Origin of the sequence: Micavibrio sp. TMED2, from assembly GCA_002168225.1 — a bacterium.
In the GTDB taxonomy this organism is placed as follows: Bacteria; Pseudomonadota; Alphaproteobacteria; order TMED2; family TMED2; genus TMED2.
Window position 1 is genome coordinate 1,860,700 of the sequence record NHBH01000001.1, and the last position, 14,945, is coordinate 1,875,644.

Consider the following 14,945-nt stretch of genomic DNA (forward strand, 5'->3'; position numbering starts at 1 on the left):
AGCCAACCCCGATGCTCGCGATAATGATGGGTGGCAGTTTAGGACAAAAAACGGCGAATTACCGCTCTTCAGCGATCCTGTCGGAGAGTATTCCGACCGCTGTGGCAAAATAGTTGGATCGGTTCCAGCGCAGGATGACATCGTAATTGCCATAGACCAGAAAGGCCGGTCCCCCGCGCCCGTCCGGCTGGATCAACCGGGCGGTGAAATCGGTTCCTGCGGTCGGCAAATCAGCACCATTCTGGAGCCGCAGCCCGAGCTCTTGCCATGCGGTCAGCGGCTTTACGGTCTTGCCATCCACCAGTGCGCGATCAAAGCCCGCAGGCAAGGTCACCTGTCGGCCCCAGCGCTCATCGGCTTTCCAGCCGGATTGCTTGAGATAATTGGCGGCCGAGGCAAAAACGTCTGCCTTTGTGCCCCAGATATCGCGCTTGCCATCGCCATCATGATCGACGGCATAGGCCAGAAAGCTCGAGGGCATGAACTGGCTTTGGCCCATGGCACCGGCCCATGATCCCTGAAAATCATCCGGCGAGCGCTCTTCCTCCCTGATGATGGTCAGGAGATTGACCAGCTCGGTCTGGAAGAACTCCCGTCTGCGGCCCTCATAGGCAAGGCTGGCGAGCGCATCCAGCACCCGGAAGCCGCCGGTGATCTGGCCATAGCTGGTCTCAATACCCCAAAGTGCTGTGATCACCTCGGCTGGTACGCCATATTTCGCCTCGACCGCCATCAGGGCATCGCGGTTCTCCCGGAAGTTCTCGCGGCCTTCACGAATGCGCACGGCACCGACAACCCGGTCGAGATAGGTCGCATGGGTCAGGGTCGATTCCGGCTGGCGACGGTCGAGTTCGATCACGCGCGGAATAAACCGAACATTGGTCAATGCCGTATCGAGAAACTCAGCGGTGAATTTGCCAGTCTTGGCAGTATCCACCTTGAAGCCATTGACCCATTTGGCAAATCCGGCCAGTTCGGTTTCCGGTTTTGGCGCAGGAACGGCAATGGTCCCCTGCTCTGTTGCCTCTTGTTCCGCCCCCTGCTCCGGGCGTGGCTTTGGCACGGGTGATGCGGCGGTTGTTGGTTCAGGCTTTGCCGTGGGTTGTGGCGATGGCTGCGCTGCCGGTTTGGAGACAGGCGGGGTGACCGTAGGCCTGCCCCTATCCGCGCCGGTTGGCGGGTTGGGGATTGGTGTCGCCATCATGGTGCCCGGTGGCACCACCAGCGGCTTGCGCACCGGGTCTATCTCTTCAGCCCCCTGTGCCAATGCAATCGGTGCTGTCGCCAGTGTCAGCAAGGTGGCCAGTGCGGATGCCGTAAAAAGCCGGCCGGGTGATGCTGATGGCATGAAGTAAAGCCCCTGTTTAGCTCAGGATTGCGTCGGCGCTGTCCCGTATGGTCCCGGCAGCCATTCTGCCGTGCGACCGAATAAAAAATAGGCCGTGAGGGCAAGCCATTCACGAAATGCCTGATCGAGATTGCTCAACCCGTCACCCAAGCGCTGTATTCGCAACACCGTTACCGGGGTACTGCGATAATCCACCGGCCAGGCAAAGAACTCCAGCTGCTCATAACCGAGATCACTGGCCGCCTGACGAAAACTGCCGATGGCGCGCGGCATATGGGCTGCCGAGGTGACGATCAGCAGGCTTCTGGGCACATTCAGATCCAGATGCTCGTTCAGCATGCTGAGCGACGCATGGGCATTTTCCCATGTATTGCGCGAGGTCGATTCAACAAGTATCCGGTGCTTCGGCACCCCTACCGAGGTCAGCCAGTCGCGAATCAACGGTGCCTCGGCCTGCTGATCCCAGAGCGAGCCGGAACCGCCGGAAATCACCAGCGGCAGGTTGGGATCGCGCAAGGCCAGCCGGTCAAACTCCACCAACCGTTCGGCAGCGCCATTCAGGGCCAGAACATTGCGGTCCTTCATGATGCTGCCCTGAACAACACCACCCAGCAGAATGGCACCGTGCATGGTCGCCAGCATGTCTGAGTCGGGTCGCTCGAAACGGTTTTCCAACGGTCGCACCATGGTTTCCCCAACCGGCAGCAATCCACAGACGAGGAGACCAAGCAGGCTGCCAAGCACCATGCTCCGCCCCGTCTCCGGTGATTTACGGATCAACAAAATGCCGATGATACCCAGCAAAACCAGCAGGATACTGGGGAGAATGACAAGTTCGGCAAGCTTGCTGATGAACGTCATGAAATGCTCTTAAACGGGAAAAATGTTGGTCAGATGACCGGTGTGGAAAATTTTGATGGCAAATTCATAACTTAGACTCTCGCCAAAGCGAAACGGAGTTGTTATTACACTCGCCACACGCGGATGGGTGGCTGAGCGGTTGAAAGCACTGGTCTTGAAAACCAGCGAGGGTTCACGCCCTCCGTGGGTTCGAATCCCACCCCATCCGCCACTGATTGCCGATAACCGCATACAATAGTCTATATGCCTCCTGCCACTGCATTCCGCAGTGTGTAAGCCGCGAAATATGTGCTTTGGCCTGATATATCTTGTGCACAGCAATCTCTTCTGCATTTCATTAGCTTGATTGGAGAGTGTTTTCTCTTACGAATAACACTCTTATTTGTTTTGTGCAGATTTGAATCATGACTAGCTTTATAACAGACGACATCTTCACTCGGATTCCACCAATTCAGACATTAAAGGCTTGGGAACCGTATTCGGACTGTGTTGATGTTTTGTTTCTTTTTCAGAATTCCGACATCGTAGACGGAGACGAAGAACTGACTGAATGGAGACTGTACTGGGTTTCGGGTATTTCTCTATTGAGAACGGTCGGTCATGTCCTTGCTAAGGTTGACGCCTTAGCCTCTCCCGCTCATACAGCGGCTGTTGAAAGATTATGGTCCACTCTAAAGGCAGACAAGCAATCCTCGGCGATCTTTTGGAAATTCATCAATGAGGAAAGAAACAACCTACTCAAAACATATACTTTTGGCGCAAAACTTAGTTCCGACGAGTATGGTTACTTTATTGAGTATGCCAATGGCCAAGATGCTTTCCAGCTATTCCGTGAAGCCGTTTACTGGTGGAGATACCAACTCGAAGTTCTTGAGGAGACGATACGAGCAATAGAGCTTTGTTAAGTTGCCAACACGGTCTGTCTCAATAATCCTCGACCCGGCGCTTTTTGTAGAGGTCTGCGAGGGCGCGCATGGTGTTGGCTTGTTTTTGCGGGTTGTGTTCGACCGGTTTATCGCTGGCGGTGGGTGTAGGGCCAGCATTACGGCCCATCTGGCCGATGACCTGATCGAGAATTTCGGGATCTAGTTGCTGGGTCGGGGCCGGTTCTTCCGCCTTTTCCGGTTGACGCGGGCTCATGCTGGTCGGCAGGCCCACAGCCTTGGCATAGGTGTCGATCGCGTGACTGACCAGACCGTGCATGAACGGGGCGGCAATTTCGCGGAACAGCAGGTCATCGCTCTCCAGTTCCTTCATGATCCGGCGACGGGCTTCCGAGGCATTGCCCTTGCTGGCAATCAGCGCTGCCTTCAATCGCTCCCGTTTATGTTGTCCAACGCTTGCCATGATCCGTCTCGCCGTCTGTTGCACACAGGGTAGTTTCCTACTGACAGGATAACCGAGCCATGGGGTAAAGCCTAGAGCGACTGGACCACATGCCCGCCATCGACGGTATAGATGCTGCCTGTGATGAAACCGCCGCGTTTTTCATCGGCGAGCAGCAGCAGCACGCCGTCGAGGTCATCCACCTGACCGACCCGGCGCTGGGGGATTCGGCGTGTCAGCTTCTGCCCGCCCTCACCCTGCAGATAATCGCGGTTGATGTCGGTTTCGATATAGCCCGGTGCGATGGCATTGACCCGGATGCCATAACGCGCCCATTCACCAGCGAGACATTTGGTCAGATGCACCACCCCGGCCTTGGCTGTTGCATAGGCGATGATGCTGCCCGCCGGGTTCAGGCCGGTGATCGAGGCGGTGTTGATGATCGAGCCACCCTTGCGCTCGCCTGCCTCTACCGCCTGCCGCAGATTGCGGGCAAAGGCCTGGGCGGTGAAGAACACGCCCTTGAGATTGGTATTCATCACCGCGTCCCAGTCATCCTCGCTATGGTCGAGGGCTGATCTGGTAACCGCAATTCCAGCATTATTGACCAGAATACCCGGCGTTCCCAAGGCGTTAGCGGTGGCGGCTAATCTGTCGGGCAGGCTCGGCGTATCGGTGACGTCGAGGGCGATTGCCTCGACCTGTGCTCCCTGCCCACGCAACTGGTCGCGCAGTTCCTCCAGCCGCTCGATCCGGCGCGCCGCGAGGGTCACGACGGCACCGGCTGCGGCCAGTGTCGCCGCCATATGGGCGCCGATGCCCGATGATGCTCCGGTAACCAGAGCGTGTTCGCCCTCAAGGCTGATGGTGATGGTCATGCTCCCTGCCCCTGATTTATCTCATGCTTATATGGATCGAATCGCCATGACCCGATTCCCATTTGGGTTTGTTGGTGGCATACTGCCATCCATGTTGATCGAAGTCTTCGCAGATGTGGTTTGTCCCTGGTGCTATATTGGCAAGCACCGGCTTGAGCGTGCGCTCGAGGAGCGCCGCCTGCGTGACGTGACGATCAAATGGCTGCCGTTTCAGCTGAACCCCGACATGATTGCCTCGGGCATGGAGCGTTCGGCCTATCTGACCCTGAAATTCGGCAGTCGCGAGCGGGCCCTGCAGGTATCTTCGATGCTCGAGCAGACGGCCGAGCGTGATGGCCTGCCGCTTGATCTCGATGCCATCCAGCGCACGCCAAATACGGTCGATGCCCATCGGATGATCCGCCTCGCCGCCCGGCATAATGTCGAGGCCGGTATGGTCAATGCGCTGTTCGAGGCCTATTTCGTCCTCGGCCTCGATATCAGCGATCACGAGATACTGGCGGAACTGGCGGCGGAGCTTGGCATCAACGAGCAGGATGCGCTCGGCTACCTCGCCGGACATGACGATGCCGCCGCGGTGCGCAATTCGGATATCCGCGCCCGTCGGCTCGGTATCCATGCGGTGCCGTGCTTTATCATCGACCAGCGCTATGCCCTCGCCGGGGCGCATGATCCGGAGACCTTCAGCCCGCTGTTCGATCTGGCAGCCATTGGCGGCTTGAACGGGCAGGATCAGGCAAGCGGCCTGATCGACCAGATGGCCAGCCTGTCGTTCCGCTGATCAGCCTATACCTCAGCCAACCGCGAGATCGGCCAGTTCCTGCAGGATGCGGGTAACGCCCGCCAGCCGCTGCTTGCGATCCTCCCACATGCGCGGGAACACAAGCCGCTGATCCGGGCGCAGTTTCGCCATGCCGCGCTGCTTGTTGATGTAGTCCATGAGCCGGTCCACATGGGGGAACCGGTCCTGATGGAACCCGATCATCGCGCCCTTCGGTCCGGCATCCAGCTTCGACACATTGGCGGTCCGGCAGAGATTCTTGATCGTGATCACGCCGAGCAGGTTTTCGACCTCGACCGGCAGCGGGCCGAACCGGTCGACCATTTCGGCGGCAAAGCTGTCGATATCCTCCACATCGCGCTGGTCGCCGATCCGACGATAGAGCGACAGGCGCACATTGAGGTCCTGAACATAGCTTTCCGGGATCATCACCGGCATGCCGAGATTGATCTGCGGGCTCCAGCCCTCGCTCGGGAAATCCTCGACCGCGCCACCGTTGCGAGCCTCTTCCACGGCCTCACGCAGCATCTGCTGGTACAGCTCGATACCCACTTCCTTGATATGGCCGGACTGTTCCTCGCCGAGCAGGTTGCCGGCACCGCGAATGTCGAGGTCATAGCTGGCAAGCGTGAACCCGGCCCCTAATGTATCCAGCGTCTCAAGCACTTGCAGGCGCTTTTCCGCCTGTGGTGTCAGCTTGCGATCTGGGGCATAGGTCATATAGGCATAGCCGCGCACCTTGGATCGCCCGACCCGGCCACGGATCTGATACAGCTGGGCAAGGCCGAACATATCGGCGCGGTGTACGATCAGGGTGTTGGCATTGGGGATATCCAGCCCGGCCTCAATGATATTGGTAGCGAGCAGCACGTCATATTCGCCCCGGTCATAGGCATCCATGACGTCCTCAAGCTCGGACGCCGCCATCTGGCCATGGGCCATGACCAGACGCAGTTCCGGGGCCATCTCACGGATACGCCGCGATACCTTGTCCAGATCCTCGATCCGCGGACAGACATAGAAGGACTGGCCGCCGCGGAAATGCTCGCGCATCAGAGCTTCGCGGATAATCACGCTGTCGAACGGCAGAACGAAGGTCCGCACCGCAAGGCGGTCTACCGGCGCCGTGGTAATCAGGCTCAGATCACGCACACCGGTCAGGGACAACTGCAACGTACGCGGGATCGGCGTCGCGGTCAGGGTCAGTACGTGTACATCATCGCGGATCTGCTTCAGCCGTTCCTTCTGGCGCACACCGAAGCGCTGTTCCTCATCGACGATCAACATGCCGAGGCGGTCGAACTCGATGGATTTCGCCAGTATCGAATGGGTGCCGACAACCACATCAACCGTGCCATCGGCCAAACCGGCCTTGATTTCCTTGGTTTCCTTGGCACCGACTAGCCGTGACAGCTGGCGCACCTTGATCGGCAGACCGGCAAAGCGTTCCTTCACGTTCTGATAATGCTGACGACACAGCAGCGTGGTCGGCACGACAATCGCCACCTGCTGCCCGGACATGGCGACGGCATAGGCGGCCCGGATCGCCACCTCGGTCTTGCCGAACCCGACATCACCACAGATAAGCCGGTCCATCGGCTTGCCCTTGGCGAGGTCGCCGAGTGTGTCCTCAATGGCCGAGGCCTGATCGTCGGTCTCGTCATAGGGAAACTTGGCCGCAAACTCGTCATAGGCACCGGCTGGCGGGGTGATCGGCTTGGCGGTCCGAACCTCGCGTGCTGCCGCAATCCGCACCAGCTCTTCGGCCATGTCTTTCAGGCGCTTCTTGACCCGCGCGCGGCGTGCCTGCCAACCCGCTCCACCAAGCTTGTCGAGCGATGCAGTGGCTTCATCGGAACCGAAGCGGCTGAGGACGTCGATATTCTCGACCGGGACGAACAGCTTGTCGCCGCCATCATAGATCACCTTCAGGCAATCATGGGGTGAGCCGCCCACATCGATTGTAATCAGCCCCTCGAAGCGGCCGATGCCATGCTCGGCATGGACCAGCAGATCGCCCTCGCTGAGCCCGGATACCTCAAGCAGGAACTTGTCGGAACGGCGACGCTTCTTACGGCGACGGGTCAGGCGGTCACCGAGCAGGTCCTGTTCGGTAACCACGGCGAGGTCTTCTGCCTCAAAGCCGTTATCGAGGCTGAGCAGCCCGGCAAGCCAGGTGCTTTTCTTCTGTTTTTCAGCATCTTGCCAATGATCGATCAGATACGGCGACGGCAGGCCATGATCCGCCATCAGCGCCTGCAAGCGGTCGAGCGAGCCGTGGCTGTAGGCCACCAGCATGAACCGGCGGTTCGACTGGAACTGCCGATCCACATACTCCTTGAGCGCGGCAAACACATCGCCGTCCGGCAAGGCGCGAATATCACCGAAATCGCGTCCACGCTTGGCCCCGGCATTGCGCACTGCGCCCTCATGGGTCGCGGCGGCGCTGGCCCCCAGCGTGGTCAGGCTGAACGTATCCCGCCCGGCAAGCGCATGGGCGAAGTCATCCTGCATCAGATACATATGCCCCGGCGGCACCGGGCGGTAGAGCGCGCCGGCACTCGCCCCGTCCTTGACCTTCTGGTCCATCATGGCGCGGCGGGCGTCATAGAAATCGGTGATCTGGTCCTGTCTCGACTCACGGGCGGCATCGGACTGGGGATCGAAGCTGACAACCGCCCGGGGCAGATAGGCAAACAGGCTGGTCAATTCCGCATGGAACAGTGACAGCCAGTGTTCCATGCCCGGATGTTTGCGCCCGCTGCTGACTGCCTCATAGAGCGGATCGCTGTCGTTGATCGCACCGAACAGTGACCGATACCCGGACCGGAACCGCTGGATCGAGGCATCATCAAGGAACAGTTCGGTAATCGGTACCAGATTGGCCTGCTCGATCTTGTCGGTTGTGCGTTGTGAGACCGGATCGAACAGCCGCAGACTGTCAATCTCGTCACCGAACAGATCAATGCGGATCGGCGCATCGGAGGCCGGTGGATACAGATCGATGATCCCGCCGCGAATGGCATATTCACCCGGTTCACGCACCGTATGGGCACGGGCATAGCCGTTCTTGCCCAGAAACCGCTGCAACTCATCAGGATCAAGCCGGGCACCGACGCTGATATTCAGGCTGGCCTCGGCGAAAATGGTCGGGCTTGGTACCCGCTGGAGTGCCGCATTGATGGTGGTCAGCACGATCAACGGGCCGTTTCTGCTTTCCGCAGGGCGACCGAGGCGGCTCAGTGCATCAATCCGGCGGCCGACAATCTCCATCTTCGGCGACACCCGGTCATAGGGCAGACAATCCCATGCCGGAAAGGTAATCACCTCAATGTCAGGGGCGAAGAACCCGATCAGCTCTTCAAGCAGGGTCGTGCGATTATCGTCGAGGGCCACATGGATCAGGCCATGGGTACTGTCGCGGGCAAGCCCGATCAGGGTGCGGGCATCCTGTCCCGGCGGTGCGCCCATAATCGGCGTACCGAGGGCGGCATCCGCGTCATCCTCAGCGATATTCTCGGCAATCTGGCTGGCTATATCAGACATAGAAACTGTTTCTAACAATCTGTTCTGAAAAGGTTATCGTTCTTCAGGTGTGTAATGGAACGCGAGAAATCGGGCGACCATCGGATTGGTATTGTCAGCCGGTGGCTCGGCCTTGCCCATATACCAGTTGTAGAGGTCGGGATCACTCTCCAGCAACAGCGCCTCGAACTGATCCAGTTCCTCATCATCCATGGTCGGCACCAGACTATCGGCGAAATTGCCCATCAGCAGGTCCATTTCCTTGGTGCCACGTTTCCAGCTGCGGTAACGCAGGCGGCGCTGCCGGGCGGCGCGCTCTTCATTGGCATCAAGCTGTATCTCGCGGTCACTCATATCGCGTGTCCCTAGGCTGGCATCTGCGTCGACTGTCTCTTTGAATGGGAGCGATATGACATGTGTATCGCCCGGCGACAACCCGCGAGACGCAGTTCGGAGCACATAGCCCCTACCCATTCCACTCAAACCCGGTTAAGCACGATGGTGGTATATCCATATCTGTATTTGAACCGTCACCCCATGGTCTGATGCGTCCGCGTCTTCTCTATCCCCTGTTTGAACCGGTTGAGCGCCTGAAAGGCGTCGGACCGCGGCTGGCCAAGCTGATTGCCAAGGCCGCCGGGGAAAGGGTTGTCGATCTGCTCTGGCATCTGCCGTTCAGCGTGATCGACCGCAGCAAGGTCGCGCCCATCGGCGACGCGACCGACGGTAATATCGTCACCATGGTGGTGCGGATCGAGCGGCACAAACCGGCAGCCCGGCGTGGCCTGCCCTACCGGATCGAGGTGACCGACGCCTCGGCTGCCATGACGCTGGTGTTTTTCAATGCCCGACCGGACTACCTGATGCGCGAGTTTCCGCCCGGCGAGGAACGGCTGGTATCCGGCAAGGCGGAACTGCGCCATGGACAGGTGCAGATGGTGCACCCGGACATTGTCGCCAAACCCGATGAATTGCACGAGGTGGCACGGCTGGAACCGGTCTATGGCCTGACCGCTGGCCTGACCGCCAAGGTCATGCGCAATGCGGTTCAGGGCGCGCTTGAGCGCCTGCCGGAGTTTCCCGACTGGTTGCCGGACGGGTTGGCCGGTCGCGAGCAATGGTCCTCGCTGACCGATGCCCTGAAACAGCTGCACGGGATTGGCGATGCGGATATTCCACGCTCGATCAACGCCCCTGCCCGCCGTCGTGTGGCCTATGATGAATTGCTGGCCGATCAACTGGCGCTGGCACTGGTCCGACAACGACAACGACGACAGCGTGGACGGCCACTGCCCCCGGCAGGCGCACTGCGCCAGACCGCGATCAAGGCGCTGCCTTTCCCGCTCACCGGTGCCCAGACCCGAGCGCTGCAGGAAATCGACCATGATCTCGGAGAGGGTCAACGGATGCTCCGACTTCTGCAGGGCGATGTGGGCAGCGGCAAGACCGTGGTGGCCTATCTGACCGCGCTGCGTGCCATTGAGGCCGGGTATCAGGCCGCGATCATGGCGCCGACCGAATTGCTAGCCCGGCAGCATCTGGAGACCATCCAGCCCTGGGCCGATGCCTGTGGCATCTCCATAGCGCTGATGACCGGCAAGGTTGATCGCGCCACCAGCAACGCCAATGCCGCCGCCCTCGCCGATGGCAGCATCAGCCTTGCGATCGGCACCCATGCGCTGTTTCAGGAGAAGGTGGCGTTCGGCAATCTCGGGCTGGTCATTGTGGATGAGCAGCATCGCTTCGGCGTGGGGCAGCGGCTGGCGCTGGGTGCCAAGGGCGAACAGGTAGATATGCTGGTCATGACCGCGACCCCGATCCCGCGCACCCTTAGCATGACCGCATTTGGCGATATGGATGTCTCTATCCTTGACGAGAAACCGCCGGGGCGGCAGCCGGTGGTAACGCGGGCGCTGTCGAGCGACCGTCTGCCGGATGTGATCGAGCGGCTCAAACAGGCCGTGGCCAATGGGGAGCGCGCTTATTGGGTCTGTCCGCTGGTCGAGGATTCCGATAAGTCCGACATGATTGCCGCCGAACAGCGGGCCGAAACCCTGCGTCAGGCCCTGCCCGGTCAGGTCGGTCTCGTCCATGGCCGGATGGATACGGCGGAGAAGGATCAGGTCGTGGGCGACTTCGCCGCCGGACGGTTGAGCATTCTGGTGGCGACCACGGTGATCGAGGTCGGCATCAATGTGCCGGAAGCGACAATCATGGTGATCGAGGACGCCAACCGGTTCGGCCTAGCCCAGCTGCACCAACTCCGTGGCCGGGTCGGGCGCGGTGACAAGTCATCGAGCTGTGTCCTGCTGTATCAGTCAAAGGCCGGTGCCACGGCGCGCGATCGCCTGCGTATCCTGCGGGAAACCGATGACGGCTTCAAAATTGCCGAGGAAGATTTGCGCATTCGCGGGGCCGGTGAAGTGCTCGGCACCCGTCAGGCCGGCTTGCCCGCCTTCCGTCTCGCCGATCTCGACAATCATCAGGATCTGTTGCAGATGGCACATCAGGACGCAAGGCTGATCATCGAGCAGGACCCGAAGCTTGAGGGCAAAAGATCAGATGCCTTACGGGTGCTGCTCTATCTGTTCGAGCGTGATGCCGCGATCCGCTATCTGCAATCGGGTTAATCTGCTGAGCCATTAGACGCTTCAGGCGTCGATGCGATCAATCGACTTGCCACCATCGGCTTTGGCCTGTGCTGGCAGCTGGGTATCGGCCACGGCCTTCTTGTGATCTTTTGCATGGCGATCCGGCGGGGTCACGATACCGCCCGAAATCACCATCTTGATGCCTTCCTCGACGGTCATGTCGAGCACTACGAGATCACGTTTCGGGATAAACAGCAGGAAACCGGAGGTCGGGTTCGGTGTGGTCGGCAGGAAGATATTGATTACCGTATCATCGGTCAGGTTCTGAACCTCACCCTGGGTAACACCGGTGACAAAGCCGAGGGCAAAGATGCCGCGCCGGGGGTATTCGAGCAGGACCACCTGCCGGAACGCATTCGACTGTTGCGCCAGCACGGTTTCAAAAATCTGCTTCAAGGCACCGTAAACACTACGAATAATCGGTGTGCGGGCAACGATCCCCTCACCGATCCGGACCAGAAAATTGCCCAGTACCCCGGCGGCGAACCAGCCGATCAGGATCAGCGTCGCAAGGGTCAGGGCAACGCCCGAACCCGGTATTTTGAACGGCAGATAGAGCGCCGGGTATTCGTGAACCGGCAACAGCGACTGGACCGCGGAATCAATCAGGTCGATCAGCATCCAGACGAGCGATACGGTAATCGCAATCGGTGCCGTCACCAGAATGCCGGTAATCAGATAATTCCGCAGCCGCCCGATAATCGTGGTCTGGCGTGCTGTGGTCTCATCACCGCTGCCGGTGGACTTGCCTGTATCTTTGGTCATCTATGGTCGCTGTCAGCTGACGGACAGGCCGGATAGGCCCGACCGGGTACATTAGGGTTATTCATAATCCCGATAGGGCTTACATATAACCCGATAATGCGCCGCAGCAATGGCAAAAGATGGGCAACACCAGCCTAGCCGGTAATCCTGATCTGTCGGGCATAGGTCAGCATGGCGGCTTCCGCCTCACGGACCGCCTCATCTGCCTCGAACCGTTCGCCCATCAGGCGCTGAACGATATCTTCCTGCTTGTTCAGGTCGGCCAGATAACGGCGGTAGAGGTCGGAATTGCTCGGCACAGAGGTCAGCAGGCGACGTACCCGCTCCTGATCACTCTTCTGGCGTTCGATGCGGTTGTCGAGACCATCGCGCACCCGGCGGCGATCCTCGACCTTTTGCTTGTACTCCGATAATTCGGCAAAGACCGCGCGGATTTCCTCGGACAGGGTGCGGCTGGCGACAAAGGCGGCAATCATGTTGCCGTCGAGGCCGGTCAGTTCATATCGCTGCTGGATCGGGCGTTCGAGGATCACATCGAACGGCTTGTCCTCACCGGCGGGCACGGTAACCGGCAGACGGTAGAAGGCATTGGTTTCCTCAATGTCATCGCCGCCCTCTTCCTTGGCCATCTGCAATTCCCAGCCGCCCTGCTTGGGATGCTCGATGATCATCTTGCGGTCAGTTTCGCCATTGTTCTCAATCGTGTAGGAGGTCTTGCTCAGCTGTTTGACGTTGAGATTGAAAATGCCGTCGATGATGGTGCCGCCGATCCGACGTTCTTCAAAGTCATTGGTTTTGACGACGCTCACCTTCTGGTCGAGGGCAAAGCTGAGGATGCGGCTGTCACCGGCTGGCAATGGCGAGAGCTGGGCATCGCCGGCAAAGTTCACCGCCTGCCCGCTGTCACGGTCATAGAGCGTCACCACACCGGGTGGCAGGCTGGCCTCGCCATCATTGGTCAGCTTGATACTGGCGAGCGGATGGGTCGGATGGGTGCCCGGGTTATAGAGCGCGATCTGTTCCGCCGGTACCGAGCGGGAAATGATCGGCAGCATCACCGAGCCGCCACTCTCGAGACTGACCGGCTCGGGATACTTGAACACCACCTGCGTGGCGGCTTCCTCACTGCTGGCTGCCTGCATCTGGGCCTGGGCAATCGGTTGCGGTGCCGCGGGTGCCAGTTCAGCCATTGCATTTCCACTCATCATCATGGCATCCGCCATGCTCTCCTGCATTGGCGCGGCAGACCTTCCTGCCGCGAAGCTCATTTTCTGCTCCATTGGGCCGCGCAAATTCTGCAGACGTTCTTTATCGGCTTCCATCGCCACGCTGCCGCCATCGACCGGGGGCAGGATGCGGCCCAGCACCTCGACCGGGATCGAGGGGCGGTTGACGAAATAGCTCTCATACAGCGCCTGACGGAAGGTAACCGGGTTGCCGGAGGTGACGACCAGTTCCACATCATCCCAATCCTGCCCGGACATGTTCTCGAGGATGGCCCAGCCTGTCATCTCGCCGGTATCATCACCATCCGGTGATACGGCCAGCCGGTAGGAGGTTTTCCAGAGCGGTGCCGCCACCACATAACCGAGGCGAATGTCGCGGCTGCCCTGCCCCTCGAGGCGCACATCGAGCTGGCGGCGATCCTGACGGCGGTTATCGGCAATGGCCACAAGCGCGCGGTCGATCTGTGCCTGCAATTCTTTGTCGACAAACCGCAGTGAGGTGCTGCGCTCCAGCACGGTGCTTTGCAGCCCGCTGGCGGTCAGCAGGTTGACCCGGTGCTGGACGAAATCCGTGCTGTTGCCGGTATTGCCACGTTCGGCAGTGACATTGACGAGCCTACCGGAGAGTTCACGATCACCGGCAATGACAATTTCCGCACCGGTCAGGGAATTGAGCAGCGCCGGCATATTGCCAAGGGCGGTGCGCGGAAACGGCAGATCCCGGAATGCCACATCGAGCGGCGCCTTGCCCGGCATACTGACGAGACCAAGGCTGCCACCGCCATCAAAGACCACGAGGCTTTTCAGCACATCGTCAACCTGATCAAGGCGGATATCCACCTCGAGATCGGCATCCCCGGCGATATTGGCACCATATTCGAAATAACCGACCCCGCCGGATGACAGCACCACGCGCTCGAGAGACAATTCCTGTGCCTGGGCGGAGGTGAAGGGCGTGCTCAGGCATGTACTCGTCAGCAAGGCCGTTGCCAGTATGACAGGGCGATTAAGTGACGATTTGGTTTCAGATTTATTGTTTGAAAACATGATTTTACCTGAGCTCTCTGATGTTATGTGCGGGCCATTTTTTGTGTCCTGATCCGGCGCCCACATGATATGACGTGCCGGAAACAGTGATCCTTGGATAACATTCTTGATAAACCCCGCCTCGATGAACAGCGGAAGGATGGCGCTTGGCAGGGGGTTATGGCAATGTGCAATTGTATTGATACATTATATCCCCTCGGTTTTCCTCTCAGTCATGCCGGTTTCTTTGCGTAAAATCCTCTGGATTGTCGGATTGTGTCTGACGATTGGCGGTCTTGTGATCGCTGTCATTCTGAAGAATACCGGCACGGAAAACACAGCTTTTCTGTTCATCCCCCTGATCGGCATCATCCTGATCATGTGCCTGTTGTTCAGTGGGCTTATTCAGGATGTGGTCTCGGATATTCTGGTGCAGGTTCAGCAGATCAAGAAGCCTGATGAGCTGACTCCGGAAGCGGAGACCATTGATAGTGCTGAAATAAAAACTGCCCCATCATCGAATACTGATGACGGGGCAGCAAAAGATCACATCTGACC

12 protein-coding genes and 1 tRNA gene are annotated in these 14,945 nt (G+C 59.1%); 5 read left to right on the forward strand and 8 right to left on the reverse strand.

The features are described from left to right. Positions 1–58 precede the first annotated feature (58 nt). Entirely contained in the window at positions 59–1,201 is a 1,143-nt protein-coding gene (locus CBB62_08890) for a hypothetical protein (GenBank protein OUT42718.1), read from the reverse strand. 168 nt (positions 1,202–1,369) lie between these two features. Beyond that, entirely contained in the window at positions 1,370–2,209 is an 840-nt protein-coding gene (locus CBB62_08895; GenBank protein ID OUT42382.1) for a hypothetical protein, read from the reverse strand. Between the two features lie 121 nt (positions 2,210–2,330). Between CBB62_08895 and CBB62_08900 the strand changes: the two genes are divergently transcribed. Together CBB62_08900 and CBB62_08905 are read left to right on the forward strand one after the other, a co-directional pair. After that, positions 2,331–2,420, forward strand: a tRNA-Ser gene (locus CBB62_08900). Positions 2,421–2,613: 193 nt separating this feature from the next. Beyond that, positions 2,614–3,114 carry a hypothetical protein gene (locus CBB62_08905; GenBank protein OUT42383.1) on the forward strand — a complete coding sequence of 167 codons (501 nt, stop codon included), beginning with the start codon at positions 2,614–2,616 and terminating at the stop codon, positions 3,112–3,114. A 19-nt stretch (positions 3,115–3,133) separates the two neighbouring features. Here CBB62_08905 and CBB62_08910 read toward each other — a convergent pair whose 3' ends face one another. Both CBB62_08910 and CBB62_08915 read right to left on the reverse strand, forming a co-directional pair. Beyond that, entirely contained in the window at positions 3,134–3,556 is a 423-nt protein-coding gene (locus CBB62_08910; GenBank protein OUT42384.1) for a hypothetical protein, read from the reverse strand. Between the two features lie 71 nt (positions 3,557–3,627). Further along, on the reverse strand, positions 3,628–4,413 hold the full coding sequence (locus CBB62_08915; protein OUT42385.1) for a 2-deoxy-D-gluconate 3-dehydrogenase: 786 nt from the start codon (positions 4,411–4,413) through the stop codon (positions 3,628–3,630). Positions 4,414–4,504: 91 nt separating this feature from the next. On the opposite strand from CBB62_08915, the gene CBB62_08920 reads away from it, so the two are divergent. Further along, positions 4,505–5,194, forward strand: a complete 690-nt coding sequence (locus CBB62_08920) for a disulfide bond formation protein DsbA (GenBank protein OUT42719.1) — start codon at positions 4,505–4,507, stop codon at positions 5,192–5,194. Positions 5,195–5,206: 12 nt separating this feature from the next. On the opposite strand, the gene CBB62_08925 is transcribed toward CBB62_08920, so the two are convergent. Next, entirely contained in the window at positions 5,207–8,740 is a 3,534-nt protein-coding gene (locus CBB62_08925) for a transcription-repair coupling factor (protein OUT42386.1), read from the reverse strand. Between the two features lie 33 nt (positions 8,741–8,773). Next, positions 8,774–9,073 carry a hypothetical protein gene (locus CBB62_08930; GenBank protein ID OUT42387.1) on the reverse strand — a complete coding sequence of 100 codons (300 nt, stop codon included), beginning with the start codon at positions 9,071–9,073 and terminating at the stop codon, positions 8,774–8,776. Between the two features lie 191 nt (positions 9,074–9,264). Between CBB62_08930 and CBB62_08935 the strand changes: the two genes are divergently transcribed. Further along, positions 9,265–11,349, forward strand: coding sequence for an ATP-dependent DNA helicase RecG (locus CBB62_08935; protein ID OUT42388.1), 2,085 nt, complete (start codon positions 9,265–9,267; stop codon positions 11,347–11,349). A gap of 21 nt (positions 11,350–11,370) precedes the next feature. Here the strand turns inward: CBB62_08935 and CBB62_08940 are convergent, their stop codons facing one another. Together CBB62_08940 and CBB62_08945 are read right to left on the reverse strand one after the other, a co-directional pair. Next, positions 11,371–12,135, reverse strand: coding sequence for a hypothetical protein (locus tag CBB62_08940; GenBank protein OUT42389.1), 765 nt, complete (start codon positions 12,133–12,135; stop codon positions 11,371–11,373). A 134-nt stretch (positions 12,136–12,269) separates the two neighbouring features. Next, positions 12,270–14,474: a hypothetical protein gene (locus tag CBB62_08945; protein OUT42390.1), complete on the reverse strand. Its 2,205-nt coding sequence runs from the start codon at positions 14,472–14,474 to the stop codon at positions 12,270–12,272. A 148-nt stretch (positions 14,475–14,622) separates the two neighbouring features. Between CBB62_08945 and CBB62_08950 the strand changes: the two genes are divergently transcribed. Continuing rightward, the gene (locus tag CBB62_08950) at positions 14,623–14,943 is read left to right on the forward strand and encodes a hypothetical protein (GenBank protein ID OUT42391.1); all 321 of its coding nucleotides are present in this window, start codon (positions 14,623–14,625) and stop codon (positions 14,941–14,943) included. The last annotated feature ends 2 nt before the right edge of the window (positions 14,944–14,945 follow it).

Coding starts and splice junctions, on each gene's coding strand:
- CBB62_08920 (OUT42719.1), top strand. CDS start 4,505: ATGTTGATCGAAGTCTTCGCAGATGTGGTTTGTCCCTGGTGCTATATT.
- CBB62_08935 (OUT42388.1), top strand. CDS start 9,265: ATGCGTCCGCGTCTTCTCTATCCCCTGTTTGAACCGGTTGAGCGCCTG.
- CBB62_08905 (OUT42383.1), top strand. CDS start 2,614: ATGACTAGCTTTATAACAGACGACATCTTCACTCGGATTCCACCAATT.
- CBB62_08940 (OUT42389.1), bottom strand. CDS start 12,135: ATGACCAAAGATACAGGCAAGTCCACCGGCAGCGGTGATGAGACCACA.
- CBB62_08930 (OUT42387.1), bottom strand. CDS start 9,073: ATGAGTGACCGCGAGATACAGCTTGATGCCAATGAAGAGCGCGCCGCC.
- CBB62_08890 (OUT42718.1), bottom strand. CDS start 1,201: ATGGCGACACCAATCCCCAACCCGCCAACCGGCGCGGATAGGGGCAGG.
- CBB62_08950 (OUT42391.1), top strand. CDS start 14,623: ATGCCGGTTTCTTTGCGTAAAATCCTCTGGATTGTCGGATTGTGTCTG.
- CBB62_08915 (OUT42385.1), bottom strand. CDS start 4,413: ATGACCATCACCATCAGCCTTGAGGGCGAACACGCTCTGGTTACCGGA.
- CBB62_08925 (OUT42386.1), bottom strand. CDS start 8,740: ATGTCTGATATAGCCAGCCAGATTGCCGAGAATATCGCTGAGGATGAC.
- CBB62_08945 (OUT42390.1), bottom strand. CDS start 14,474: ATGTGGGCGCCGGATCAGGACACAAAAAATGGCCCGCACATAACATCA.
- CBB62_08895 (OUT42382.1), bottom strand. CDS start 2,209: ATGACGTTCATCAGCAAGCTTGCCGAACTTGTCATTCTCCCCAGTATC.
- CBB62_08910 (OUT42384.1), bottom strand. CDS start 3,556: ATGGCAAGCGTTGGACAACATAAACGGGAGCGATTGAAGGCAGCGCTG.